The sequence below is a fragment of the Escherichia sp. SCLE84 genome (assembly GCF_012584495.1).
GTDB lineage: Bacteria > Pseudomonadota > Gammaproteobacteria > Enterobacterales > Enterobacteriaceae > ECMA0423.
This window is the reverse complement of record NZ_CP051430.1, coordinates 4,362,783-4,387,784: the sequence shown is the minus strand read 5'-3', so window position 1 is coordinate 4,387,784 and position 25,002 is coordinate 4,362,783. Positions and strand designations below refer to the sequence as shown.

Sequence of the window (25,002 nt, the reverse complement as noted above, 5' to 3'; positions counted from 1 at the left end):
GTGGCCTTTTTCTTTTCTGTCAGGCGTGTTTTTCCAGCCACACCGCAAACGGTTCGGTATCAGCGGCTTCCATTTCCTGCTGACGGCGTTCAGACGCCTCGCGCTCGGCTACAAAATCCTCTTCGCGCAGAATTTCCAGCGGCTCTTCACGCAGCAGATTACGGTAGGCTTCTGCAAATGCTTTGCCTGTTCCGCCAATACCAGTATCAATCATAGACCTTAAGATACGGGCAGAGAAAGTCAGATCGGGATTATCGAAGCAGGCAACCAGTTCATCACACACTTTCTGATACGCTTCGCCGCCGTTAATACTATCCAGCGTTTGCGCGACGCGTTTCAGATCGCGGAACAGATCTTTACCCACCTGCGGTAACGGGAACTGTGCGGTTTCGCAGCCGATACCCAGCGTCAGACCCGGTTTGCGACCTTCGAGGATCACCCGGTTCCAGTTAACGCGTGTACAGGCAAGTTCGCTACTGCTCATTTCCGGTGCATCAGCCAGCGCACACCAGACCATAAACAGGTCGAGGAATCGCACCTGCTGTTCATCTACACCAATCGGCGAGAACGGGTTGATGTCCAGCGAACGCACTTCAATATATTCAATGCCGCCACGTAACAGCGCATCAGAAGGCGACTCGCCGCTGCGGGTAACGCGTTTTGGACGAATCGGCGCGTACAGTTCGTTTTCAATCTGCAACACGTTGCTGTTGATTTGCAGCCTCTTACCGTCTTTCTCAATACCAATCTTCGCGTACTCTTCCGATGGCGTTTTGATTGCCTGTTTAAGGCCCGCTACGTACTCGTAAAGATCGTTGAAGGTAATACCAAGATTGCTTTGCGATTTATTGGTATAGCCGAGATCGCTCAAACGAAGAGAGGTCGCATACGGCAGGTAATACATACCGCACTCGGTTTTCTCAAACGGCAGCGACGTTGGTTTTCCTTGCAGGAAAGAAGAACAAATCGCCGGAGATGCACCAAACAGATAAGGAATGACCCAACCGAAACGATAGTAATTGCGGATAACGCGGAAATAGCCCGCAGAAATTTTCTCTTTGGCATCAGCGCCCGAGATATCACCGCACTTCGCTTGCCAGAATGCCATTGGCAAAGAGAAATTGTAGTGCACGCCGGAAATGGTTTGCATCAGCGCGCCGTAGCGATTTTTCAGCCCTTCACGATACAGCGTTTTAAAGCGTCCGGTGTTAGAAGTGCCGTACTGTGCCAGTTCGATGTCCTGACCTTCTGCGATGTAGCATGGCATACTTAACGGCCACATCCGCTCATCGCCCATATTGCGCGCCGTATAACGATGCAGATCGCGCATAAAGGTCAGCATATGTTCAATATCACCATCCACTGGTGTAATGAATTCCAGCAATGCTTCCGCAAAATCGGTAGTAATCCATTTGTGCGTCAGTGCGGAACCTAATGCTTCAGGATGACCTGTTGTTGCCAGTGTGCCATCAGCATTAACACGCAAAGTTTCGCGCTCCAGCCCACGCTGTATCCCCTTTAACGCCTGAGGATGTTTTTCCAGCCAGGCCAGCGCCTGTGATACGTCCGGGATCAAATTGACCTCCCGCCTGTCAAAATCGTTTTAATTAGCATAACTGTAATGGTGACCATATGTGCAGGCCTACAATTAGTGCCACCACATCATGCCCTGAACGGTCGCTGCTGCAACTGCAACATAGCGTAACGCTTTACCAAGGCACAAAAAAAAGATTACCGGTCCCCACGAGATGCGCATCCATCCCGCTAACAGACACAGTAAATCGCCAACCACGGGCATCCAGCTTAATAATAGCGTGACTGCACCATAGCGTTTCAGCCAGCCGGTAGCTTTCTCTTGCCAGCGCGATGTTTTACGCAATGGAAAGAAACGCCCAAGGATAACGTTAGTTAACCCTCCAAGGCTATTACCCATTGTTGCTGTTAAAACTAAAACCCAGGGATGACTGATCCCGGAAAGCAACATTGCCACCAGCACGACTTCGGAGTTGCCGGGTAATAGTGTAGCGCTGAGAAAACTACTGGCAAACAACGAGAAAAGCGATAACGCTTCACTCACAGCAAGCGAACATCCACGGCGTCCATGCCTGCTGCACGGGCCGCCTGAATACCGAAATCGGCATCTTCAAAGACCACACACTGCGTCGGTTGCACGCCCATACGCTGCGCGCACAACAAAAATGTGTCTGGCGCGGGTTTATGGTGTTTGACGTGATCAGCAGCGACGACGGCGTCAAAATAACGGCGTAATCCCAGGTGCGCCAGCAATGCCTCAGCGATGGCGCTTTCACTCCCCGTTCCTACAGCCATTGGGCGACGACCATGCCAACTTTTCACCACTTCAACAAGAGGAAGCGGCTCGACACTATCCAGCAGCATACTTCTTACTGCTTCTGTTTTTTCACGCGCTAACGCATGCGGGTCGAGATCGGCCTGATTCAGCTCAATAATTGCCTGAGCAATACGCCAGGTGGGCGATCCATTAAGCGCAATCATTGCCTGAACATCGTACTGAAGACCGTAGTGCCCTAATACTTCGCGCCACGCTTTACGGTGCGTAGGCTCCGTATCCAGGATTGTGCCATCCATATCAAAAATTAAACCTGCATAACGCTCGTACATGGTCTTCTCGCAAGTCGAAAAATATGACGCTACTTTAGCGTAATTGCTTGATTTTGTCGCTGATGGCGAAGGAGAAGAAAATTCAGGAAATGGATAAAGTAGTTATTTAGAAATGAGATATTTTTGAAGGAAATTTTTGGGAGAAGATGGTGCATCCGGGAGGATTACTCACTGGCGTTCGCCCTTCGGGCCGTTGCTGACGCAACGTTATCCTTCCTGGTGCCTGCGGTTAATACCGCTATCTCTTCGATACCTTCATTGCTGAAGGTTACGGAGAATATGGTGCATCCGGGAGGATTCGAACCTCCGACCGCTCGGTTCGTAGCCGAGTACTCTATCCAGCTGAGCTACGGATGCATCGGGAAAATTTATTTTACTGCTGATATTGATATCGCTACTAAAGCCATATCAAGTAAGAGATGGTGCATCCGGGAGGATTACTCGCCTTGCGGCTCGCCCTTCGGGCCGTTGCTAAAACAACGTTATCATCCCTGGTGCCTGCGGTTAATTCCGCTACCTCTTCGATACCTTCATTGCTGAAGATTTCGGAGAATATGGTGCATCCGGGAGGATTCGAACCTCCGACCGCTCGGTTCGTAGCCGAGTACTCTATCCAGCTGAGCTACGGATGCATCGGGAAAATTTATTTTACTGCTGATATTGATACCGCTACTAAAGCCATATCAAGTAAGAGATGGTGCATCCGGGAGGATTCGAACCTCCGACCGCTCGGTTCGTAGCCGAGTACTCTATCCAGCTGAGCTACGGATGCATCGGGAAACTTACTTTACTGCAGATTTTTTGATACCGCTACTAAAGCCGTATCAAGTAAGAGATGGTGCATCCGGGAGGATTACTCGCCTTGCGGCTCGCCCTTCGGGCCGTTGCTAAAGCAACGTTATCCTCCCTGGAGCCTGCGGTTATACCGCCACCTCTTCCATACCTTCATCGCTGAAAGTACGTAGAATATGGTGCATCCGGGAGGATTCGAACCTCCGACCGCTCGGTTCGTAGCCGAGTACTCTATCCAGCTGAGCTACGGATGCAAATGGCGGTGAGGCGGGGATTCGAACCCCGGATGCAGCTTTTGACCGCATACTCCCTTAGCAGGGGAGCGCCTTCAGCCTCTCGGCCACCTCACCACACGCCTCTTACGAGTGCTTCGAAGAACTTGTTTATCGCTCATCGTCGCTGCGTGGCGCACATATTACTTTCTGAGACTTATAAGTCAAACAATTTTTCCTACACTTTTATCGTTTGCACACTTCACGTTCAATTAGTCTGTAAAAACGTCAAAAAGAGTGTTTTATCAACAGAAAAATGGAGGTCTGACAGATAGTAGTAATGCAAAAAAATGGAGACTTAAGTTGAATGAACGGGAGTAAAGCGAAAAGACTATAGAGTGAAGGAGAAATTTTGAGGGTGCGTCTCACCGATAAAGATGAGACGCGGAAAGATTAGTAACTGGACTGCTGGGATTTTTCAGCCTGGATACGCTGGTAGATCTCTTCACGGTGAACAGAAACTTCCTTCGGGGCATTTACGCCAATACGTACCTGGTTGCCCTTTACCCCTAAAACTGTCACGGTGACCTCATCCCCAATCATGAGGGTCTCACCAACTCGACGAGTCAGAATCAGCATTCTTTGCTCCTTGAAAGATTAAAAGAGTCGGGTCTCTCTGTATCCCGGCATTATCCATCATATAACGCCAAAAAGTAAGCAATGACAAACACATTACATGTAAGCAGTCATGGCATTACATTCTGTTAAACCTAAGTTTAGCCGATATACACAACTTCAACCTGACTTTATCGTTGTCGATAGCGTTAATGCGAATGCCGTGAAGCGAGTCCACGGCATTGCCTGACGCTTATATTATTGCAATTTCGCGCTGACCCAGCCTTTCACACTGGCTAACGCTGCAGGTAAGGCCGCAGCATCCGTACCACCGGCTTGCGCCATGTCAGGACGTCCACCACCCTTGCCGCCCACCTGCTGAGCGACCATACCAATCAGTTCCCCTGCTTTCACACGATCTGTGACGTCCTTAGATACGCCTGCAATCAGAGAAACCTTACCTTCGGCTACCGTTGCCAGCACGATAATTGTCGACCCCAGCTGATTTTTTAAATCGTCAACCATGGTACGCAACATTTTCGGCTCAACACCGCTAAGCTCGCTAACCAACAGCTTAACACCATTAACATCAATTGCCTTACTGGAAAGATTTGCGCTCTCCTGTGCGGCAGCTTGTTCTTTAAGCTGTTGTAGTTCTTTTTCTAACTGACGCGTACGTTCCAGTACTGAGCGCACTTTATCCGCCAGATTATTGCTATCGCCTTTCAGCAGATGCGCGACTTCGCTTAAGCGATCGCTGTCTGCATGAACGGTGGTGATAGCGCCTTCTCCGGTTACCGCTTCGATACGACGAACGCCTGCAGCAGTACCCGATTCAGAGATGATGCGGAACAGACCAATATCACCAGTGCGGCTGGCGTGAGTACCGCCACACAGCTCGGTGGAGAAATCGCCCATGCTCAGCACGCGTACACGCTCATCATACTTCTCGCCGAACAGCGCCATCGCACCTTTCGCTTTCGCCGCTTCGAGATCCATGATGTTGGTTTCGATCGGCAAATTGCGACGAATCTGTGCGTTCACCAGGTCTTCGACCGCACGAATCTCTTCCGGTTTCATCGCTTCGTTGTGTGAGAAGTCGAAGCGCAGCACCTTGTCGTTAACCAGTGAACCTTTCTGCGATACATGAGTCCCCAGAACCTGGCGCAGCGCAGCGTGCATCAGGTGCGTTGCGGAGTGATTCAGACGAATACGGGCGCGACGAGCCTCATCAACATCAGCCTGCACAGCGTCGCCCACTTTCAGAGAACCCGCAGCAAGTTTACCGATGTGACCAATCGCCTGGCCGTATTTCTGCGTATCTTCCACCGCGAAGGAGAAGTTAGCGCCTTTCAGTTCGCCTTTATCACCAACCTGACCGCCGGATTCCGCATAGAATGGTGTTTGATCCAGCACGACCACAGCTTCCTGGCCTGCATTGATGGCATCAACCGCTTTACCATCAACAAACAGCGCGGTCACTTTGCCGTTCAGTTCCAGATGGTCATAGCCTTTAAATTCAGATGCACTATCAACACGGATCATTGCGTTGTAATCGGCACCAAAGCCGCTGGCTTCGCGCGCGCGACGACGCTGCTCTTCCATTGCTGCTTCAAAACCAGCTTCGTCAACTTTGATGTTGCGCTCACGACAAACATCAGCCGTCAGGTCAACCGGGAAGCCATAGGTGTCGTACAGACGGAAAGCCGTTTCACCATCCAGCGTATCACCAGAAAGTTTTGCCAGCTCTTCATCCAGCAACGCCAGACCGCGCTCCAGAGTACGGGCAAACTGCTCTTCTTCAGTCTTCAGCACCTGCTCAACCTGCGCCTGCTGGCGTTTCAGGTCTTCACCCGCAGAGCCCATAACGTCGATCAGCGGACCAACCAGTTTGTAGAAGAAGGTTTCTTTCGCGCCGAGCATATTGCCGTGACGCACTGCGCGACGAATGATACGACGCAGTACATAACCACGGTTTTCATTGGACGGCATTACGCCATCCGCGATCAGGAACGCACAAGAACGAATGTGGTCAGCGATTACGCGCAGCGATTTATTGCTCAGATCGGTCGCGCCAGTGACTTTCGCTACCGCCTGGATCAACGTGCGGAACAGGTCGATGTCATAGTTAGAGTTAACGTGTTGCAGCACCGCAGCAATACGCTCCAGACCCATACCGGTATCTACAGACGGCTTCGGCAGCGGTTCCATCGTGCCATCTGCCTGGCGGTTGAACTGCATGAAGACGATGTTCCAGATCTCAATGTAGCGGTCGCCGTCTTCTTCCGGACTTCCCGGAGGGCCACCCCAAATGTGGTCGCCGTGATCGTAGAAGATTTCGGTGCACGGGCCGCACGGACCAGTGTCACCCATCTGCCAGAAGTTGTCAGATGCGTATGGCGCACCTTTGTTATCGCCGATGCGAATAATACGTTCGCGCGGGATCCCGACTTCTTTTTCCCAGATTTCGTAGGCTTCGTCGTCGCTTTCATAGACGGTAACCCACAGACGCTCTTTCGGCAGGGCAAACCATTTTTCGCTGGTCAGCAGTTCCCATGCAAACTGAATGGCATCGTGTTTGAAATAGTCGCCGAAGCTGAAGTTGCCCAGCATTTCGAAGAAGGTATGGTGACGCGCGGTGTAACCGACGTTTTCCAGGTCGTTGTGTTTACCACCCGCACGCACGCAGCGTTGGGAAGTGGTAGCGCGGGAATAATTACGCTTGTCGAGCCCAAGGAACACATCCTTGAACTGGTTCATCCCGGCGTTGGTAAACAACAAAGTTGGGTCGTTATGGGGTACCAGGGAGCTGCTGGCAACTACCTGATGTCCCTTACTATGGAAAAAGTCGAGAAACGCCTGACGGATCTCAGCGGTGCTCTTGCTCATAATTATCCTGAAATCAAGCTAACGAAATATCGCCACCAGCTCCAGCGTGTCTTAACCGCCGGGCTGGTAACTGAAAAGTGGGAATAAGATAAGTTTTCTTGACTGGGAAGTAAAATACCGTATGCGTTCAGTCGGCAAAATTTCGCCAAATATCCTGGATATCTTCCATCAGATAGCCACGATAGAGCAGAAAACGCTGGATCTTAACTTTTTCTGAAAAGACAGTTGGCAAAGGTTCACCATATTTTCGCGTCGCCTGATCGCGCGCCAGTGCGCACCAGTCGATGTCACATTCACGCATCGCTTTTTCTGTCGCTTCGCGGGAAATACCTTTCTGATTCAGTTCCTGACGAATACGTGCAGGTCCATAACCTTTGCGGCTACGGCTGGCGATAAAGCGCGCAACAAATCGGCTGTCATCGAGATAGCCATGTTCATGGCACCAGGCAATAACGCGCTCGTAATCTTCTGCCGTAGCATCAATCTCTTCTGGGCCATTTTTGCCCATAATCGGTGCCGCGAGTTTACGTCGCAGTTCTTGCTCACTGTGATCGCGCACCGCCAGAATGCGTACCGCACGATCCAACAGGCGAGCATATGCCGGGCGACGGGACGTTGATTCTGTCATGGCATATCCTTACAACTTAAAAAAGCAAAAGGGCCGCAGATGCGACCCAGGTTTTGCTGATAAACAGATTTAATAGTCAATGAGTGTGCAGAATGTTCCCGCAGGCCCAATTCGTTAGAGGATCGAGGTGAGAGTAATTTTTCACGCCAGTGCTGGCCTGTTCCCCTCACCCTAACCCTCTCCCCAAAGGGGCGAGGGGACCGTCCGTGCACACATTATCTATTATCATCAATAACGAATGATTAAAAATCTTCGTTAGTTTCTGCTACGCCTTCGCTGTCATCTACAGAGAAATCCGGCGTTGAGTTCGGGTTGCTCAGCAGCAACTCACGTACTTTCTTCTCGATCTCTTTCGCGGTTTCCGGGTTATCTTTCAGCCAGGCAGTTGCATTCGCTTTACCCTGACCGATCTTCTCACCTTTGTAGCTGTACCACGCGCCTGCTTTCTCGATCAGCTTCTCTTTTACGCCCAGGTCAACCAGTTCGCCGTAGAAGTTGATACCTTCGCCGTAGAGGATCTGGAATTCAGCCTGTTTAAACGGCGCAGCGATTTTGTTCTTCACCACTTTCACGCGGGTTTCGCTACCCACCACGTTTTCGCCCTCTTTCACCGCGCCGATACGACGGATGTCGAGACGAACAGAGGCGTAGAATTTCAGCGCGTTACCACCGGTAGTGGTTTCCGGGTTACCGAACATCACACCAATTTTCATACGGATCTGGTTGATGAAGATCAGCAGCGTGTTGGACTGCTTCAGGTTACCCGCCAGCTTACGCATCGCCTGGCTCATCATACGTGCCGCAAGGCCCATGTGAGAGTCGCCGATTTCGCCTTCGATTTCCGCTTTCGGCGTCAGTGCCGCCACGGAGTCAACGACGATAACGTCTACTGCGCCAGAACGCGCCAGGGCGTCACAGATTTCCAGTGCCTGCTCGCCGGTGTCCGGCTGGGAGCACAGCAGGTTATCGATATCGACGCCCAGTTTACGTGCGTAGATTGGGTCCAGCGCGTGTTCAGCATCGATAAACGCACAGGTTTTACCTTCACGCTGCGCTGCGGCGATCACCTGCAGCGTCAGCGTGGTTTTACCGGAAGATTCCGGTCCGTAGATTTCGACGATACGGCCCATCGGCAGACCACCTGCCCCAAGCGCGATATCCAGTGAAAGCGAACCGGTAGAGATGGTTTCCACATCCATGGAACGGTCTTCACCCAGGCGCATGATGGAGCCTTTACCAAATTGTTTCTCAATCTGGCCCAGTGCTGCCGCCAACGCTTTCTGTTTGTTTTCGTCGATAGCCATTTTTACTCCTGTCATGCCGGGTAATACCGGATAGTCAATATGTTCTGTTGAAGCAATTATACTGTATGCTCATACAGTATCAAGTGTTTTGTAGAAATTGTTGCCACAAGGTCTGCAATGCATACGCAGTAGCCTGACGACGCACCGCATCACGGTCGCCGCTGAAGCATTCCCGCCGGGTAATGCCTTCACCGCGGGCAGTGGCAAAAGCAAACCAGACGGTGCCGACAGGCTTCTCTTCACTGCCGCCATCCGGCCCGGCGATACCACTAATAGACACGGCATAATCAGCACGAGCCGCTTTCAGTGCGCCTATCGCCATTTCCACCACGACGGGTTCACTCACCGCGCCATGCTGCGCCAGCGTCTCTTCGCGTACGCCGATCATCTGCGCTTTGGCTTCGTTACTGTAGGTGACAAATCCGCGTTCAAACCAGGCGGAGCTACCGGCAATATCGGTAATCACTTTCGCTACCCAACCACCGGTACAAGACTCGGCAGTTGTTACGGTTGCGCCACGGGCTTTCAGCGCCTGCCCAACCTGTTCACTTAACTGCATCAGTTCACTGTCAGTCATCACAACCTCTGTCAGTCAAAAATTTATGCCGGACAAGATAGCACTTTCGTCAGGAAGATGGTGTTGGCGTTGCAATTTTACGAGGAGGATTCAGAAAAAAGCTGATTAGCCAGAGGGAAGCTCACGCCCCCCTCTTGTAAATAGCTACTGTACTCGCGCCAGCGCCACGGCTTGTCCTAACTGCCAGACCGCCATTGCGTAATGGGTGCTGTGGTTGTAACGGGTGATGGTGTAGAAGTTCGGCAGACCGTACCAGTACTGGTAGCCGGTGCCAACATCCAGACGCAGCAGGCTGGCTTGTTGATGGTTGCCCAGCGGCTGCTGTGGCGTTAAACCTGCGGCGGCAAGCTGCGAAATGCTGTACTTAGTTTTGAAGCCATTTGGCAAGCCTGGAGCCTGACCGTTTGCCATTACCGCGACCTGATCGCCTTTCACCCAGCCGTGCGCTTTGAAATAGTTCGCCACGCTACCGATCGCATCAACCGGATCCCACAGGTTGATATGCCCGTCGCCGCTGAAATCTACCGCATATTGTTTGTAAGACGACGGCATAAACTGTCCGTAGCCCATCGCCCCGGCAAAGGAACCTTTCAGATTGAGCGGATCGTCCTGCTCGTCGCGCGCCATCAACAGGAAGGTTTCCAGCTCGCCAGAGAAATACTCCGCGCGGCGTGGGTAGTTAAATGACAGCGTTGCCAGCGCATCGAGGATGCGAGTTTTCCCCATCACGCGCCCCCAGCGGGTTTCAACGCCGATAATCCCGACGATAATTTCCGGCGGTACGCCATACACCTGCCACGCGCGATTCAACGCATCTTCATACTGATTCCAGAAAACCACACCGTTCTGCACGTTGTCCGGCGTAATAAATTTTTTGCGATAACGCAGCCATGCGCCGTTCGGACCTGATGGCGGTTTCACCGATGTGGTTGGTGCCTGGTTATCCATCAGCCGCAGTACCGAATCCAGACGTTTCGCCTGGGAGAGAATTTCCTGCAACTGCTGACGATCGAAACCGTGTTTGTTCACCATTTTGTCGATGAACTGCTGGGCATTCGGGTTATTAGCGAAATCGCCGCCCATCTGCATCACATTGTGCTGCGGCTCAAGCAGGAAGCCGCCAGACGGCGTTCCGGTGGTCGTATCAGTCTCAGTAGGTTTTGGCTTGCTGCTACAGGCGGCAAGCAACACAAAAAGGGGAAGCAATGTTACATAACGACGCTTGAACATGAGGGGTCCATTTAACAGATTCAACCAGGGGCAAGTATGGTAAAGCATCACGCCCCGCACAAGGAAGCGGTAGTCACTGCCCGATACGGACTTTACATAACTCAACTCATTCCCCTCGCTATCCTTTTATTCAAACTTTCAAATTAAAATATTTATCTTTCATTTTGCGATCAAAATAACACTTTTAAATCTTTCAATCTGATTAGATTAGGTTGCCGTTTGGTAATAAAACAATAAATCCTGAAGGAGAGAACAATGATAGAAACCATTACTCATGGTGCAGAGTGGTTTATCGGGCTGTTCCAAAAGGGCGGAGAGGTGTTTACCGGGATGGTGACCGGCATTCTTCCGCTGTTGATTAGCCTGCTGGTTATCATGAACGCACTGATTAATTTTATCGGTCAGCATCGTATTGAACGTTTTGCTCAACGTTGCGCCGGTAACCCTGTTTCCCGTTACCTACTGTTACCGTGCATTGGCACGTTTGTCTTTTGCAATCCGATGACCCTAAGCCTGGGTCGCTTTATGCCGGAAAAGTACAAACCCAGCTACTACGCGGCGGCCTCTTATAGCTGCCACTCAATGAATGGCCTCTTCCCCCATATCAACCCTGGCGAACTGTTTGTTTATCTTGGCATTGCCAGCGGTCTGACAACGCTGAACCTGCCACTTGGCCCACTGGCGGTGAGTTATCTGCTGGTTGGTCTGGTCACCAATTTCTTCCGCGGCTGGGTGACCGATCTGACCACCGCCATTTTTGAGAAAAAGATGGGCATTCAACTTGAACAAAAAGTTCACCTGGCAGGAGCAACATCATGACGCATATTCGGATCGAAAAAGGAACGGGTGGCTGGGGCGGCCCGCTTGAGCTGAAAGCCACGCCGGGAAAAAAAATCGTCTATATCACCGCCGGTACCCGGCCTGCGATTGTTGACAAACTGGCACAGCTTACTGGCTGGCAGGCTATTGACGGATTTAAAGAAGGTGAACCCGCGGAGGCGGAAATTGGTGTCGCGGTAATCGACTGTGGCGGCACATTACGCTGCGGCATCTATCCGAAACGACGTATTCCCACCATTAATATCCACTCGACGGGCAAGTCCGGTCCGCTGGCGCAGTACATTGTGGAAGATATTTATGTCTCTGGCGTAAAAGAAGAAAACATCACTGTAGTGGGTGATGCGACACCACAACCCTCTTCCGTGGGCCGTGACTATGACACCAGTAAGAAAATCACCGAACAAAGCGATGGTTTACTGGCGAAGGTGGGAATGGGCATGGGGTCCGCCGTTGCGGTGCTGTTTCAATCTGGTCGTGACACCATCGACACTGTATTAAAAACCATTCTGCCGTTTATGGCATTCGTCTCGGCGCTCATTGGCATCATTATGGCTTCTGGCCTTGGTGACTGGATTGCCCACGGTCTTGCTCCGCTGGCGAGCCATCCACTGGGTCTGGTCATGCTGGCGCTCATCTGCTCCTTCCCACTGCTTTCACCTTTCCTCGGCCCAGGCGCAGTTATCGCACAGGTTATCGGCGTATTGATTGGCGTGCAGATTGGTCTCGGCAATATTCCGCCGCATCTGGCTTTACCGGCACTGTTTGCCATCAACGCGCAGGCGGCCTGCGACTTCATCCCGGTCGGTTTGTCGCTGGCGGAAGCCCGTCAGGACACGGTTCGCGTCGGTGTCCCTTCTGTACTGGTGAGCCGCTTTTTAACCGGCGCGCCGACTGTACTGATCGCCTGGTTTGTCTCCGGTTTTATCTATCAATAGAGGCTGAAACATGACCGTTATTTATCAGACCACCATCACCCGTATCGGCGCGAGTGCCACTGACGCCCTCAGCGACCAGATGCTCATCACCTTTCGTGAAGGCGCGCCAGCGGACCTCGAAGAGTATTGCTTCATTCATTGCCACGGCGAGTTGAAAGGTGAACTCCATCCTGGTTTGCAATTTACGCTCGGGCAGCATCGCTATCCGGTGACCGCCGTTGGCAGCGTGGCGGAAGACAACCTTCGCGAACTGGGTCATGTCACCCTGCGCTTCGATGGTTTAAACGAAGCGGAATTTCCGGGCACTGTCCATGTGGCAGGCCCTGTACCCGACGATATCGCGCCGGGATCGGTTTTGAAGTTTGAATCTGTTAAGGAGTAAAAAATGAATCAGGTTGCCGTTGTCATCGGTGGTGGGCAAACCTTAGGCGCGTTCCTGTGCCACGGTCTGGCTGCCGAGGGGTATCGCGTCGCGGTTGTCGATATTCAGAGCGACAAAGCCGCAAATGTGGCACAAGAAATTAACGCCGAATATGGTGAAAGTATGGCGTACGGTTTTGGTGCTGACGCCACTAGCGAGCAAAGCGTTCTGGCGCTCTCTCGTGGGGTAGATGAAATCTTTGGTCGCGTGGATTTGCTGGTCTATAGCGCCGGAATAGCAAAAGCAGCCTTTATCAGCGACTTCCAGCTCGGCGATTTTGACCGTTCGCTACAAGTGAATCTGGTGGGTTATTTCCTGTGTGCCCGTGAATTTTCGCGTTTGATGATCCGCGACGGGATTCAGGGTCGCATTATTCAGATCAACTCGAAATCCGGCAAAGTGGGCAGCAAACACAACTCTGGCTACAGCGCAGCGAAATTTGGTGGCGTCGGGCTGACTCAATCACTGGCGCTGGATCTGGCGGAGTACGGCATTACGGTGCATTCACTGATGCTCGGTAACCTGCTGAAATCGCCGATGTTCCAGTCACTGTTGCCACAATACGCGACCAAGCTGGGTATCAAACCGGATCAAGTCGAGCAGTATTACATCGACAAAGTACCGCTCAAACGCGGCTGCGATTATCAAGATGTGCTGAATATGCTGCTGTTCTACGCCAGTCCTAAGGCGTCGTACTGCACCGGACAGTCGATCAATGTCACCGGCGGTCAGGTGATGTTCTGATCAACAGCGGAGATCCATTAAGGATCTCCGTGAGACTATAGAATGCCTGATGCGCTACGCTCATCAGGCATACAGGACTTCCGCCACTACATTAAGGAAAAGTTATGGTATCCGCACTCATCACCGTCGCCGTTATCGCCTGGTGTGCGCAACTGGCCTTAGGCGGCTGGCAAATTTCTCGTTTTAACCGTGCCTTCGACACACTATGCCAGCAAGGGCGGGTTGGCGTGGGCCGTTCCAGCGGGCGCTTTAAACCGCGGGTCGTGGTCGCCATCGCGCTGGACGATCAGCAGCGCATCGTCGACACCTTGTTTATGAAAGGACTGACCGTCTTCGCCCGACCGCAAAAAATTCCCGCAATTACCGGCATGCATGCGGGTGATTTACAGCCCGATGTGATCTTTCCCCATGATCCACTATCACAGAATGCTCTATCATTGGCGCTTAAACTGAAACGTGGATAATTTCGTTGTGAATGTTACTTGCTTGCGAAGTTATCATTTTGAAACCTAAATCAGGTAATCACGCCCATGAAACCTCGTCAGCGTCAGGCCGCCATTCTGGAGTATCTGCAAAAGCAGGGTAAATGCTCGGTTGAAGAATTGGCGCAATACTTTGACACCACAGGCACAACCATTCGCAAAGATCTGGTCATTCTGGAACATGCCGGAACCGTCATTCGTACTTATGGCGGAGTGGTGTTGAATAAAGAGGAATCCGATCCGCCTATCGATCATAAAACACTCATCAACACCCACAAGAAAGAGCTGATTGCAGAAGCTGCCGTTAGTTTTATCCATGATGGCGATTCGATCATTCTTGATGCTGGCAGTACCGTTTTGCAGATGGTTCCCCTGCTCTCGCGCTTTAATAACATCACGGTGATGACCAACAGCCTGCATATCGTCAATGCGCTATCCGAACTGGATAACGAACAAACTATCCTGATGCCAGGCGGAACGTTTCGTAAAAAATCGGCCTCATTTCACGGACAGCTGGCAGAGAATGCCTTCGAACATTTCAGTTTCGATAAATTGTTTATGGGCACCGACGGCATCGATCTCAATGCGGGCGTAACCACCTTCAACGAGGTTTATACCGTCAGTAAGGCAATGTGCAATGCCGCGCGCGAAGTGATTTTGATGGCGGACTCATCAAAGTTTGGCCGTAAAAGCCCCAACGTAGTTTGCAGTCTTGAAAGCGTCGATAAGCTGATTACCGACGCAGGTATCGATCCGGCGTTTCGTCAGGCGCTGGAAGAGAAAGGGATCGATGTGATCATAACCGGAGAGAGCAATGAGTGAAGCACTACAGAACGCGGGACGTCAGACGTTAATGCTGGAGTTGCAGGAAGCAAGCCGTTTACCGGAACGTCTGGGCGATGATTTTGTTCGCGCCGCCAATATCATCCTGCACTGCGAAGGCAAAGTGGTGGTTTCGGGAATTGGCAAATCGGGCCACATTGGTAAGAAAATCGCCGCAACACTTGCCAGTACCGGCACACCGGCTTTTTTTGTCCATCCGGCAGAAGCACTGCACGGCGATCTGGGGATGATTGAAAGCCGCGATGTGATGCTGTTTATCTCTTACTCCGGTGGCGCGAAGGAACTGGATCTGATTATTCCGCGTCTGGAAGATAAATCTATCGCGCTGCTGGCGATGACCGGCAAACCGACGTCACCGCTGGGCCTGGCGGCAAAAGCGGTGCTTGATATCTCCGTAGAACGCGAAGCCTGCCCGATGCACCTTGCGCCGACCTCCAGCACCGTCAATACCCTGATGATGGGTGACGCGCTGGCGATGGCGGTCATGCAGGCGCGCGGATTTAATGAAGAAGATTTTGCCCGCTCCCACCCAGCCGGGGCACTGGGCGCTCGCTTGCTGAATAAAGTGCATCATCTGATGCGCCGTGATGACGCTATCCCGCAGGTAGCGTTAACCGCCAGCGTGATGGATGCGATGCTGGAGCTCAGTCGCACCGGTCTGGGGCTGGTGGCGGTATGTGACGCTCAACAACAGGTACAAGGCGTCTTTACCGACGGCGATTTACGTCGCTGGCTGGTTGGCGGCGGCGCACTCACCACGCCAGTTAATGAAGCGATGACGGTCGGCGGCACCACGTTGCAATCGCAAAGTCGTGCCATCGACGCCAAAGAGATCCTGATGAAGCGCAAAATCACTGCCGCACCGGTGGTGGATGAAAACGGCAAACTCACCGGCGCAATTAACCTGCAGGATTTCTATCAGGCCGGGATTATTTAATCCTTCAATCCCAGACGTTTCGCCAGCCGATGCAGGTTGGCGACGTTGGTTTCCAGCATCCGCGCGCAGGCAGCCCAGTTGTGATGATTTTGTGCCAGTGCCTGGCGAATAGTTTCACGCTGGAACGCTTCTGTCGCTTCACGTAGATTTTGCTTAACAACGGGCACCGCCGCCACTTCTGGCGTCGGCAACGTCACCTCAGGAAAAGCAAAATGTTGCGCCTCAAGAATCACTTCATCGCCGCTGCGGGTGGCTCTCGCCAGCACTACCGCCCGATGAATAGCATGTTCCAGTTCGCGCACGTTCCCCGGAAAACGATAGTGTTGCAGTAAATTTCGCGCTCCAGCACTTAATACCACGCGGGAGAGCCCCAGCCGCAAACGACACTGCTCGCAGAAATACCCCGCCAGCAGAATGACATCATCCCCCCGCTCACGCAGCGGCGGCACCGAAAGTGGAAACACGCTCAGGCGGTGGAACAAGTCAGCGCGAAATCGCCCTGCCAGCACCTCTTCGCGTAAATCGCGGTTAGTCGCCGCCAGCACGCGCACATCGACCCGCAAACTACGGTCATCGCCAACGCGCTGAATATCGCCATACTGCAACACCCTCAGCAGCTTGGCCTGCAATGCCAACGACAACTCGCCGATCTCATCCAGAAACAGCGTGCCGTTATTCGCCATTTCAAACTTCCCGCTGCGGTTACTGATAGCGCCAGTAAACGCTCCTTTCACATGCCCGAACAACTCACTTTCCGCCACACTTTCCGGCAGTGCGGCACAGTTGAGATAGACCAGCGGATTCACCGCCCGTGGCGAGGCTTCATGAATCGCTTTCGCCACCAGCTCCTTACCGGTTCCCGTCTCACCGCTGATCAGGACGTTGAGATCGGACGCCGCCACAATCTCAATCTCTTTTTTCAGTTGCGTCATGCCTGGCGACAAGCCAATCATCTGCGTCTGTTTCACCGCTTCAAACGGCGCGGCATCGCCCGGCAATATATTCTGGCTTTCCAGTTGCTCAATCAGCAACGCATTGCTTAACGCTCCCGCCGCCAGCGCAGCAATCAGCCGTAACTCTTCGTCACTGAAAACATCGAACTGATCGGGCTGCATCCCGTCGAGCGTCAATGCGCCGATCAGGTTTTGCCCGGCAAACAATGGCAGACCAACGCAGGCGTGGACCTTCAGACTCTCCTGTCCGGGAATCAAACCATCATAGGGATCGGGCAATTCGCTGTCTGCGGGAAAGCGCACCACGTCCCCGGCGCGGGCAATCGCTTCCAGCCGTGGATGCCCTTCCAGCGCAAAGCGTCTACCGAGTACATCCTTTGCCAGACCGTCGATGGCAAGCGGAATAAACTGCCGCGAGTCGTAACGTAGCAACGCAGACGCATCGCACTCCAGCACCTGACGCAGCGTGGTGATCAGGCGCTGAAAACGATCCTGATGACCAATCCCACGCTGCAATTCGATGGCGATATTCGCCAGCACATCAACGGAAAAACTCATCTTTGCCTCACTGTCAATTTGACTATAGATATTGTCATATCGACCATTTGATTAATAGTCATTTTGACTACTCACTAATGAGCATAATTTTATTTATAGAGTAAAAACAATTAGATAAAAAACTGGCACGCAATCTGCAATTAGCAAGACATCTTTTTAGAACACGCTGAATAAATTGAGGTTGCTATGTCTATTGTGGTGAAAAATAACATTCATTGGGTGGGTCAACGTGACTGGGAAGTGCGTGATTTTCACGGTACAGAATATAAAACGCTGCGCGGCAGCAGTTACAACAGCTACCTCATCCGCGAAGAAAAAAACGTGCTGATCGACACCGTCGACCATAAATTCAGCCGCGAATTTGTGCAGAACCTGCGTAATGAAATCGATCTGGCGGATATCGATTACATCGTGATTAACCATGCAGAAGAGGACCACGCCGGGGCGCTGACCGAACTGATGGCGCAAATTCCCGATACGCCGATCTACTGTACTGCCAACGCTATCGACTCGATAAATGGTCATCACCATCATCCGGAGTGGAATTTTAATGTGGTGAAAACTGGCGACACGCTGGATATCGGTAACGGCAAACAGCTCATTTTTGTCGAAACACCAATGCTGCACTGGCCGGACAGCATGATGACTTACCTGACAGGCGACGCGGTGCTGTTCAGTAACGATGCTTTCGGTCAGCACTACTGCGACGAGCATCTGTTCAACGATGAAGTGGATCAGACGGAGCTTTTCGAGCAGTGCCAGCGTTACTACGCCAATATCCTGACGCCGTTCAGCCGTCTGGTAACGCCGAAAATTACCGAGATCCTGGGCTTTAACTTACCAGTCGATATGATAGCGACCTCTCACGGCGTGGTATGGCGCGATAACCCGACGCAAATTGTCGAGCTGTACCTGAAATGGGCGGCGGATTATCAGGAAGACAGAATCACCATTTTCTACGACACCATGTCGAATAACACCCGCATGATGGCTGACGCTATCGCCCAGGGGATTGCGGAAACCGACCCACGCGTGGCGGTGAAAATTTTCAACGTCGCCCGAAGCGATAAAAACGAAATCCTGACCAATGTCTTCCGCTCAAAAGGCGTGCTGGTCGGCACTTCGACGATGAATAACGTGATGATGCCGAAAATCGCCGGGCTGGTGGAGGAGATGACCGGATTACGCTTCCGTAACAAACGCGCCAGTGCTTTCGGATCTCACGGCTGGAGCGGCGGTGCGGTGGATCGCCTTTCCACGCGCCTGCAGGATGCGGGTTTCGAAATGTCGCTCAGCCTGAAAGCGAAATGGCGACCAGACCAGGACGCTCTGGAGTTATGCCGTGAACACGGTCGCGAAATCGCCCGTCAGTGGGCGCTCGCGCCGCTGCCGCAGTGCACGGTTAATACGGTGGTTAAAGAAGAAACCTCTGCCACCACGACGTCCGACCTCGGCCCACGGATGCAATGCAGCGTCTGCCAGTGGATTTACGATCCGGCAAAAGGCGAGCCAATGCAGGACGTTGCACCAGGAACGCCGTGGAGTGAAGTCCCGGATAACTTCCTCTGCCCGGAATGCTCCCTCGGCAAAGACGTCTTTGACGAACTGGCATCGGAGGCAAAATGAGCAACGGCATTGTGATCATCGGTTCGGGCTTCGCCGCCCGCCAACTGGTGAAAAATATTCGCAAACAGGACGCCACTATTCCATTAACCCTGATTGCCGCCGACAGCATAGATGAGTACAACAAACCTGACCTCAGCCATGTTATCAGTCAGGGGCAACGTGCCGACGACCTTACCCGCCAGACGGCGGGTGAATTTGCCGAGCAGTTTAATCTGCGCCTGTTTCCGCACACCTGGGTGACGGATATCGATGCCGAAGCCCGTGTGGTGAAAAGCCAGAATAATCAGTGGCAATACGACAAGCTGGTGCTGGCAACTGGTGCCAGCGCCTTTGTCCCGCCTGTGCCTGGGCGTGAGTTAATGCTGACGTTAAATAGTCAGCAAGAGTATCGCGCCTGTGAAACGCAACTGCGGGATGCCCGACGCGTGTTGATTGTTGGCGGTGGTTTGATTGGTAGCGAACTGGCGATGGATTTTTGTCGGGCAGGCAAAGCGGTCACGCTAATCGACAACGCTGCCAGTATTCTGGCGTCGTTAATGCCACCGGAAGTAAGCAGCCGCTTGCAGCATCGGTTGACGGAGATGGGTGTTCATCTGCTGTTGAAATCTCAGTTGCAGGGGCTGGAAAAAACAGATTCTGGCATTCTGGCAACGCTGGACCGCCAGCGCAGTATCGAAGTGGATGCGGTAATTGCCGCCACCGGACTGCGCCCGGAAACCACCCTGGCACGACGCGCCGGGCTGACGATTAATCGCGGCGTTTGCGTCGATAGTTATCTGCAAACCCGTAATGCCGATATTTACGCGCTGGGCGATTGCGCGGAAATTAACGGTCAGGTATTGCCGTTCCTCCAGCCGATTCAACTTAGCGCGATGGTGCTGGCAAAAAATCTTCTCGGCAATAACACGCCGCTGAAACTCCCGGCGATGCTGGTGAAAATCAAAACGCCGGAATTACCGCTGCATCTGGCAGGCGAAACCCAGCGTCGGGATTTGCGCTGGCAGATTTGTACCGAAAGCCAGGGAATGGTGGCGCGCGGCGTTGACGGTGCCGACCAGCTTCGCGCCTTTGTGGTCAGTGAGGATCGGATGAAAGAGGCATTTGGATTGTTGAAAACGTTGCCGGTGTAGGTGGGCTACTGTGCCTAAAATGTCGGATGCGACGCTGGCGCGTCTTATCCGACCTACGGGGACGCATGTGTTGGTCACATAATGCGTTCATGTCGCATCCGCCTACTGTACCCAAAATGTCGGATGCGATGCTGGCGCGTCTTACCCGACCTACGGGGAGGCATGTGTTGGTCACATAATGCGTTCATATCGCATCCAGCTACTGTGCCCAAAATGTCGGATGCGATGCTGGCGCATCTTATCCGACCTACGGGGAGCGCATGTGTTGGTCACATAATGCGTTCATGTCGCATCCAGCTACTGTACCCAAAATGTCGGATGCGACGCTGGCGCGTCTTATCCGACCTACGGGGACGCATGTGTAGGCCGGATAAGGCGTTTACGCCGCATCCGGCAATGGTGTCCAAATGCAACACGTTTTATCCGTTCTGGACTTCACCCGCTAACCAACGCGCCGCAGCAATAACCCCCTGCCCCAGAGACAAACCGCCATCACCCGCCGGTAAACTCTGTGGAAAGAGCAATGTGAAATCAGCGAGATAATGCGCCAGACGTGCACGCAGCAAACGGTTATGAATAACCCCGCCGCTAAATACCAGCGTAGTGATACCACGCATCGTGGCCTGCTCACGCATCAACGCGGCAAAACCCTGCGCCAGCGCATCATGAAACGCCCACGCGCGTTGATTAACCGGTGCCTGCCAGTTCAGCCACTGCTGCCAGAAAGTGGCGAGATCCAGTTGATTGTCCACCAGCGGCATTGTCACCGGATGCGTCACTCCGTGGCACGAAGCTGCGAGTGCCTCCAGAGCACAAGCCGCTTCACCTTCATAACTTAACGTGGCTGGCGCACAGCCCAGTGCCGCCGCCACGGCATCGAACAACCGCCCACACGATGACGCCAGCGGCGCGTTAATTCCACGCTCAATGGCCCGCGCCAGCACGCTCCAGTTTTGCTGTTGCACACTTGCTGTTTCAGAATAATTCTGCCACTCCGGCACAAAGCGCAGGCACTGCGCCAGCAGGTTTCGCCACGGCTGCGTCGCCGCCAAATCGCCACCCGGAAGCGCCACTGCAGGCAAGCCGCCCAGGTGCTCACATTCGCGATAGTTCACCCGCAGACACTCGCCGCCCCACAAAGCGCCGTTCTCCCCCATACCGATACCATCGAGCGTCAAAGCAATGACATCACCGCCATCCAGCGGCCACTGATGCTCTGCCAGACACGCCGCTGCGTGGGCATGATGATGCAGCACCGTTTGCGTCGGCATATTCATTTCGCTCGCCCACTGGCTGGAGACATAGCCCGGATGCACGTCATGCACAACGTATTGCGGAGTGAAATCGTAGATGTTTTGCATCAGGCGTAACGCTTCGCGCCACTGCATCTGGATGCCATCGTCACTTAAATCGCCCAGATGCTGACTCAACACCGCTTGTTCACCGCGCACCAGGCAGAAGGTGTTTTTCAGATCCGCGCCAAGACACAGCACAGGCGGAACATTTTTAAAGCCCGGAGGCAAAACCAGCGCATCCGGCACATACCCGCGTGAACGGCGCAGCATTTCGCCGCTTTCGCGCACCACCGAATCATCCATCCGCTGCACGATGTCGCGGTTATGTATCAAGAATCCGTCGGCAATGCCCTGCAAATCCGCCAGCGCCTGTTCGTTGCTGATAGCTGGTGGTTTACCGCTCAGGTTGCCGGAGGTCATCACCAGCGGGCATTGCAGTTCCTGTAACAGCAAATGCTGGAGCGGGTTCGCAGGCAACATTACCCCGACTTCGTTAAGGTCAGGGGCGATATCATCACAAAGCTCAGGAACGTATTTTTTATCCACCAGCACAATCGGCGCGGCGGGCGTGGTAAGCAACTGGCGCGCAGCGTCTGGTAAACCGTCAGCCACTGGCAACATGACCGCCAGCGGTTTCGCCGGGCGATGTTTGCGCGCCCGCAGTGTCGCCACCGCGTTACTGTTACGTGCATCGCAGGCAAGATGAAATCCGCCAATCCCTTTGATGGCGACAATGTTGCCCATTTTTAACTGTGCGATAGCCGCCTGTAATGCCGCCTCTTGTTCTGCATGTTCACCATGACTTACCCATTCAAGATGTGGGCCACACTCCGGGCAGGCCACCGGCTGGGCGTGGAAGCGACGATCGAGCGGGTCGCGGTACTCTTTGTCACAAGCCGGACACAACGGAAACGCCGCCATCACGGTAAACGGGCGGTCGTAAGGCATGGCGCGAATAATGGTGAAACGCGGGCCGCAGTGGGTACAGTTGATAAACGGATAACGATAACGCCGTTCGCCTGGGGTATTCATTTCGGCAAGACAGGCAGGGCAAGTAGCGGCATCCGGGACAATTTGCGTATTCATGGCACCTCCCGCGCTCTGGCGTATAGTGAACTCGGTGGGCAGTTGTGACCAGATGTACGGCTCACGCTCGACGCTATCAATACGCGCCAGCGGCGGGCAGTGCTGATGCAATTGAACAAGAAACGTTTCCGGGTCTTCCAGCAGCCGGACTTCTACGCCATCGCCGTCATTACAGACATCGCCGTGAAGATTTAATTGCTGTGCCAGCTGCCAGACAAACGGACGAAAACCGACGCCCTGCACTTTGCCACGAATACGCAGTTGGACACCGCAAGATGTGTTTTTTGCCATTGAGTTATTCCCGCCATCATGAATTGCGTAACCCGCCCTGCCGGACACGACTGCGTCGTATCCGGCAGTCTCAGGTCGGCGATACCGCCAGCTCCGTATTCTACGAATATTTCCGGGAATTCCTTTGATGCCAGAACAGTTCTATAAGATTTTTAGAACATCAGCGCCGTACGGCGACGTTTTTCTGCGCTCAGTTGTTCAAGTTTATTACGATCGACACAAATCAGCGCATGGGTCGGGCAAGCCGCCATACACGCCGGGCCGTCTTCGCGATGGTTGCACAGGTCGCATTTATTGGCTTCAGCTTTGTCAGCCCATACATTCAGCCCCGCGCCGCTGTTGCGGATCACCGGACGTACCACCACTTCCATCGCGCCATACGGGCAAGCCACCACGCAGGTTTTGCAACCAATGCAACGTTCCTGCATCACATGAACAAACCCTTTATCACGGCTGATAGCACCATTCGGGCAGACGTTAGCGCACGGTGCATCTTCACACTGACGGCAGACTGTCGCCGTGGAAATGTTCACACCTTTAATGACATGGATTCGCGGTAAAAAGGTTTCCGGGGTCAGCGATGCACAGTCCTGATTTTCCTGATGAGAAACCACGCACGCCACTTCACAGGTACGGCAACCAATACATTTACTCGCGTCAGCAATGATGAAACGGTTCATCAAATTCTCCAGCAATGACAGTTAATGCGCCGATACATTCACAAATCATGCCAGTTTTTAATTCACTGTTATTTAAGGAAATTAATTTCTGTAATGCAGGAAAAAAGATGTCATCGACACTAGTGACGATGACATGTGATGACAATGTTTATCGCGAAAGAGCAATGAGTGAGTCGCGGCGGATCAGTTTTCCGCTGAAGGTTTTCGGCGGTGAGAAATCCCCGCCATCGAGCATAAAAATCAGCCGTCCAATAATTTCCTGAATCATCTCAGTCACCGGAATTTTTACGCTGGAGAGCGCCGGAACGATATAGGGGGCAATTGCGATATCATCGAATCCGATAACTGACACCTGCTCTGGCACCGCTACGCCGCGCTCGTGCAACGCTTTCATCGCACCTATCGCCATATCGTCGTTACTGGCAACTAACGCGCTAAATTTAGCCCCACGTTCGAGCAACGTTTCTACCCCTTCGGCCCCGCTGGCGGGCGTCCATTTACCGTTAGCGATAAGTTTTTCATTGAGCGCAATACCATGCTGCGCCAGCGCGTCTTTATACCCAGCAAGACGTTCAATGCTGGTGGGGGAATCCATCGAGCCGGTAAGGAAAGCAATCTCCTGATGTCCGGCGTTTATCAACTCTGCCACGGCATTAAAGCTGGTCTGTTTATGATCGCACCAGACGCTATGGCTGCTATTTTTGCGCAGGCGGCGATTAAGCACCATTATCGGCTGACTGTGCGCGTCAATAATGTCATCGATCTCATCCACGCTTAAAAAACGCGGGTAAATCATAATGGCGTCGCAGCGCAAATCCAGCAGATACTGAATCGCCTGGCGCTCTTCTTCGGCGCTGTGTTTACCATCTGCCAATAGCAACTGCCGCCCTTTCTCTTCCGCCATTCGCGCGGCATGAAAGAGTAATTCACTAAAATAAATGCCGTGGTAAAGCGTGTTGGTCACTACCAGCCCCAGCGTCTGAGTACTCTTCGCCGACAGATTGCGCGCCAGCAAGTTTGGGCGGTAACCGCTCTCTTCTACCGCCTGAAACACGCGATCTTTAGTCTCCTGGCTGACGTAGCCATTACCTGAAAGCACGCGGGAAACGGTCGCTTTTGAAACCCCGGCGCGCTTCGCCACTTCCAGCATCGTCGTCATCATTTTCATCCCTTTACACGCAATCAACGCAGTGTACTGCACCGTTTGCCGATTGTCCTTGCGCAATCGGCGGGAAAAATATTCAGGTGACCGGTTTCACAAATATAAAAAATGAACAATTAACCCTCTTGCTTA

The 25,002-nt window shown here is 52.8% G+C and carries 22 protein-coding genes and 5 tRNA genes; 9 read left to right on the top strand and 18 right to left on the bottom strand.

Features of this window, described 5'->3' with window-relative positions:
- Positions 1 to 19: 19 nt before the first annotated feature.
- From gshA to mltB, 14 genes are all read right to left on the bottom strand, one after another.
- Positions 20 to 1,576 (bottom strand): glutamate--cysteine ligase, encoded by a 1,557-nt coding sequence (gene gshA, locus HGD79_RS21265; RefSeq protein ID WP_000611804.1) that lies wholly within the window; start codon positions 1,574 to 1,576, stop codon positions 20 to 22.
- Positions 1,577 to 1,648: 72 nt separating this feature from the next.
- Positions 1,649 to 2,077: a YqaA family protein gene (locus HGD79_RS21260; RefSeq protein ID WP_001287454.1), complete on the bottom strand. Its 429-nt coding sequence runs from the start codon at positions 2,075 to 2,077 to the stop codon at positions 1,649 to 1,651.
- Positions 2,074 to 2,640 (bottom strand): fructose-1-phosphate/6-phosphogluconate phosphatase, encoded by a 567-nt coding sequence (yqaB, locus tag HGD79_RS21255; protein ID WP_000273309.1) that lies wholly within the window; start codon positions 2,638 to 2,640, stop codon positions 2,074 to 2,076. The genes HGD79_RS21260 and yqaB overlap by 4 nt, the downstream gene beginning before the upstream one ends.
- Before the next feature lie 280 nt (positions 2,641 to 2,920).
- Positions 2,921 to 2,997 (bottom strand) — tRNA-Arg (locus tag HGD79_RS21250).
- Positions 2,998 to 3,195: 198 nt separating this feature from the next.
- Positions 3,196 to 3,272 (bottom strand) — tRNA-Arg (locus HGD79_RS21245).
- Between the two features lie 63 nt (positions 3,273 to 3,335).
- A tRNA-Arg gene (locus HGD79_RS21240) sits at positions 3,336 to 3,412 on the bottom strand.
- Between the two features lie 197 nt (positions 3,413 to 3,609).
- A tRNA-Arg gene (locus HGD79_RS21235) sits at positions 3,610 to 3,686 on the bottom strand.
- A 3-nt stretch (positions 3,687 to 3,689) separates the two neighbouring features.
- Positions 3,690 to 3,782 (bottom strand) — tRNA-Ser (locus tag HGD79_RS21230).
- A gap of 315 nt (positions 3,783 to 4,097) precedes the next feature.
- Complete coding sequence (gene csrA, locus HGD79_RS21225) at positions 4,098 to 4,283, bottom strand: carbon storage regulator CsrA (RefSeq protein ID WP_000906486.1); 186 nt, start codon at positions 4,281 to 4,283, stop codon at positions 4,098 to 4,100.
- Between the two features lie 234 nt (positions 4,284 to 4,517).
- Positions 4,518 to 7,148, bottom strand: coding sequence for an alanine--tRNA ligase (gene alaS, locus HGD79_RS21220; RefSeq protein WP_000047176.1), 2,631 nt, complete (start codon positions 7,146 to 7,148; stop codon positions 4,518 to 4,520).
- 127 nt (positions 7,149 to 7,275) lie between these two features.
- Positions 7,276 to 7,776 carry a recombination regulator RecX gene (gene recX, locus HGD79_RS21215; protein ID WP_000140506.1) on the bottom strand — a complete coding sequence of 167 codons (501 nt, stop codon included), beginning with the start codon at positions 7,774 to 7,776 and terminating at the stop codon, positions 7,276 to 7,278.
- A gap of 242 nt (positions 7,777 to 8,018) precedes the next feature.
- On the bottom strand, positions 8,019 to 9,080 hold the full coding sequence (recA, locus tag HGD79_RS21210) for a recombinase RecA (protein WP_000963143.1): 1,062 nt from the start codon (positions 9,078 to 9,080) through the stop codon (positions 8,019 to 8,021).
- 79 nt (positions 9,081 to 9,159) lie between these two features.
- Positions 9,160 to 9,657, bottom strand: a complete 498-nt coding sequence (gene pncC / locus HGD79_RS21205; RefSeq protein WP_000132231.1) for a nicotinamide-nucleotide amidase — start codon at positions 9,655 to 9,657, stop codon at positions 9,160 to 9,162.
- A gap of 144 nt (positions 9,658 to 9,801) precedes the next feature.
- Complete coding sequence (gene mltB / locus HGD79_RS21200; protein ID WP_001295177.1) at positions 9,802 to 10,887, bottom strand: lytic murein transglycosylase B; 1,086 nt, start codon at positions 10,885 to 10,887, stop codon at positions 9,802 to 9,804.
- A 255-nt stretch (positions 10,888 to 11,142) separates the two neighbouring features.
- On the opposite strand from mltB, the gene srlA reads away from it, so the two are divergent.
- From srlA to gutQ, 7 genes are all read left to right on the top strand, one after another.
- Positions 11,143 to 11,706 (top strand): PTS glucitol/sorbitol transporter subunit IIC, encoded by a 564-nt coding sequence (srlA, locus tag HGD79_RS21195; RefSeq protein WP_000573321.1) that lies wholly within the window; start codon positions 11,143 to 11,145, stop codon positions 11,704 to 11,706.
- Positions 11,703 to 12,662, top strand: a complete 960-nt coding sequence (gene srlE / locus HGD79_RS21190) for a PTS glucitol/sorbitol transporter subunit IIB (protein WP_000148875.1) — start codon at positions 11,703 to 11,705, stop codon at positions 12,660 to 12,662. Before srlA ends, srlE begins: the two co-directional genes overlap by 4 nt.
- A gap of 10 nt (positions 12,663 to 12,672) precedes the next feature.
- Positions 12,673 to 13,044 (top strand): PTS glucitol/sorbitol transporter subunit IIA, encoded by a 372-nt coding sequence (gene srlB / locus HGD79_RS21185; RefSeq protein WP_000216215.1) that lies wholly within the window; start codon positions 12,673 to 12,675, stop codon positions 13,042 to 13,044.
- A gap of 3 nt (positions 13,045 to 13,047) precedes the next feature.
- Positions 13,048 to 13,827 carry a sorbitol-6-phosphate dehydrogenase gene (gene srlD / locus HGD79_RS21180; RefSeq protein ID WP_001077358.1) on the top strand — a complete coding sequence of 260 codons (780 nt, stop codon included), beginning with the start codon at positions 13,048 to 13,050 and terminating at the stop codon, positions 13,825 to 13,827.
- A 104-nt stretch (positions 13,828 to 13,931) separates the two neighbouring features.
- A complete protein-coding gene (gutM, locus tag HGD79_RS21175) occupies positions 13,932 to 14,291 on the top strand; it encodes a transcriptional regulator GutM (protein WP_000252908.1) in 360 nt (119 codons plus the stop codon).
- Between the two features lie 66 nt (positions 14,292 to 14,357).
- Positions 14,358 to 15,131, top strand: a complete 774-nt coding sequence (gene srlR / locus HGD79_RS21170) for a glucitol operon DNA-binding transcriptional repressor SrlR (protein ID WP_000804546.1) — start codon at positions 14,358 to 14,360, stop codon at positions 15,129 to 15,131.
- Positions 15,124 to 16,089, top strand: a complete 966-nt coding sequence (gene gutQ, locus HGD79_RS21165) for an arabinose-5-phosphate isomerase GutQ (protein ID WP_001287446.1) — start codon at positions 15,124 to 15,126, stop codon at positions 16,087 to 16,089. The genes srlR and gutQ overlap by 8 nt, the downstream gene beginning before the upstream one ends.
- Here the strand turns inward: gutQ and norR are convergent.
- Positions 16,086 to 17,600, bottom strand: coding sequence for a nitric oxide reductase transcriptional regulator NorR (norR, locus tag HGD79_RS21160; protein WP_168848495.1), 1,515 nt, complete (start codon positions 17,598 to 17,600; stop codon positions 16,086 to 16,088). The genes gutQ and norR overlap by 4 nt on opposite strands.
- A gap of 186 nt (positions 17,601 to 17,786) precedes the next feature.
- Between norR and norV the strand changes: the two genes are divergently transcribed.
- Together norV and norW are read left to right on the top strand one after the other, a co-directional pair.
- Positions 17,787 to 19,226: an anaerobic nitric oxide reductase flavorubredoxin gene (gene norV, locus HGD79_RS21155; protein ID WP_000029608.1), complete on the top strand. Its 1,440-nt coding sequence runs from the start codon at positions 17,787 to 17,789 to the stop codon at positions 19,224 to 19,226.
- Positions 19,223 to 20,356, top strand: a complete 1,134-nt coding sequence (gene norW, locus HGD79_RS21150) for an NADH:flavorubredoxin reductase NorW (RefSeq protein ID WP_168848494.1) — start codon at positions 19,223 to 19,225, stop codon at positions 20,354 to 20,356. Before norV ends, norW begins: the two co-directional genes overlap by 4 nt.
- A gap of 419 nt (positions 20,357 to 20,775) precedes the next feature.
- Here norW and hypF read toward each other — a convergent pair whose 3' ends face one another.
- The 3 genes from hypF to ascG all read right to left on the bottom strand — a co-directional run bounded on the left by hypF (position 20,776) and on the right by ascG (position 24,867).
- A complete protein-coding gene (gene hypF / locus HGD79_RS21145) occupies positions 20,776 to 23,028 on the bottom strand; it encodes a carbamoyltransferase HypF (RefSeq protein WP_001107673.1) in 2,253 nt (750 codons plus the stop codon).
- A gap of 152 nt (positions 23,029 to 23,180) precedes the next feature.
- Complete coding sequence (gene hydN / locus HGD79_RS21140; protein WP_059319463.1) at positions 23,181 to 23,708, bottom strand: electron transport protein HydN; 528 nt, start codon at positions 23,706 to 23,708, stop codon at positions 23,181 to 23,183.
- 148 nt (positions 23,709 to 23,856) lie between these two features.
- On the bottom strand, positions 23,857 to 24,867 hold the full coding sequence (gene ascG / locus HGD79_RS21135) for a DNA-binding transcriptional regulator AscG (protein WP_001402444.1): 1,011 nt from the start codon (positions 24,865 to 24,867) through the stop codon (positions 23,857 to 23,859).
- Between the last annotated feature and the right edge of the window lie 135 nt (positions 24,868 to 25,002).

Excerpts from the sequence above, each read along its gene's own strand:
- yqaB (WP_000273309.1), bottom strand. The coding sequence starts at position 2,640 with ATGTACGAGCGTTATGCAGGTTTAATTTTTGATATGGATGGCACAATC.
- csrA (WP_000906486.1), bottom strand. The coding sequence starts at position 4,283 with ATGCTGATTCTGACTCGTCGAGTTGGTGAGACCCTCATGATTGGGGAT.
- alaS (WP_000047176.1), bottom strand. The coding sequence starts at position 7,148 with ATGAGCAAGAGCACCGCTGAGATCCGTCAGGCGTTTCTCGACTTTTTC.
- recX (WP_000140506.1), bottom strand. The coding sequence starts at position 7,776 with ATGACAGAATCAACGTCCCGTCGCCCGGCATATGCTCGCCTGTTGGAT.
- recA (WP_000963143.1), bottom strand. The coding sequence starts at position 9,080 with ATGGCTATCGACGAAAACAAACAGAAAGCGTTGGCGGCAGCACTGGGC.
- pncC (WP_000132231.1), bottom strand. The coding sequence starts at position 9,657 with ATGACTGACAGTGAACTGATGCAGTTAAGTGAACAGGTTGGGCAGGCG.
- mltB (WP_001295177.1), bottom strand. The coding sequence starts at position 10,887 with ATGTTCAAGCGTCGTTATGTAACATTGCTTCCCCTTTTTGTGTTGCTT.
- srlA (WP_000573321.1), top strand. The coding sequence starts at position 11,143 with ATGATAGAAACCATTACTCATGGTGCAGAGTGGTTTATCGGGCTGTTC.
- srlE (WP_000148875.1), top strand. The coding sequence starts at position 11,703 with ATGACGCATATTCGGATCGAAAAAGGAACGGGTGGCTGGGGCGGCCCG.
- srlB (WP_000216215.1), top strand. The coding sequence starts at position 12,673 with ATGACCGTTATTTATCAGACCACCATCACCCGTATCGGCGCGAGTGCC.
- srlD (WP_001077358.1), top strand. The coding sequence starts at position 13,048 with ATGAATCAGGTTGCCGTTGTCATCGGTGGTGGGCAAACCTTAGGCGCG.
- gutM (WP_000252908.1), top strand. The coding sequence starts at position 13,932 with ATGGTATCCGCACTCATCACCGTCGCCGTTATCGCCTGGTGTGCGCAA.
- srlR (WP_000804546.1), top strand. The coding sequence starts at position 14,358 with ATGAAACCTCGTCAGCGTCAGGCCGCCATTCTGGAGTATCTGCAAAAG.
- gutQ (WP_001287446.1), top strand. The coding sequence starts at position 15,124 with ATGAGTGAAGCACTACAGAACGCGGGACGTCAGACGTTAATGCTGGAG.
- norR (WP_168848495.1), bottom strand. The coding sequence starts at position 17,600 with ATGAGTTTTTCCGTTGATGTGCTGGCGAATATCGCCATCGAATTGCAG.
- norV (WP_000029608.1), top strand. The coding sequence starts at position 17,787 with ATGTCTATTGTGGTGAAAAATAACATTCATTGGGTGGGTCAACGTGAC.
- norW (WP_168848494.1), top strand. The coding sequence starts at position 19,223 with ATGAGCAACGGCATTGTGATCATCGGTTCGGGCTTCGCCGCCCGCCAA.
- hypF (WP_001107673.1), bottom strand. The coding sequence starts at position 23,028 with ATGGCAAAAAACACATCTTGCGGTGTCCAACTGCGTATTCGTGGCAAA.
- hydN (WP_059319463.1), bottom strand. The coding sequence starts at position 23,708 with ATGAACCGTTTCATCATTGCTGACGCGAGTAAATGTATTGGTTGCCGT.
- ascG (WP_001402444.1), bottom strand. The coding sequence starts at position 24,867 with ATGACGACGATGCTGGAAGTGGCGAAGCGCGCCGGGGTTTCAAAAGCG.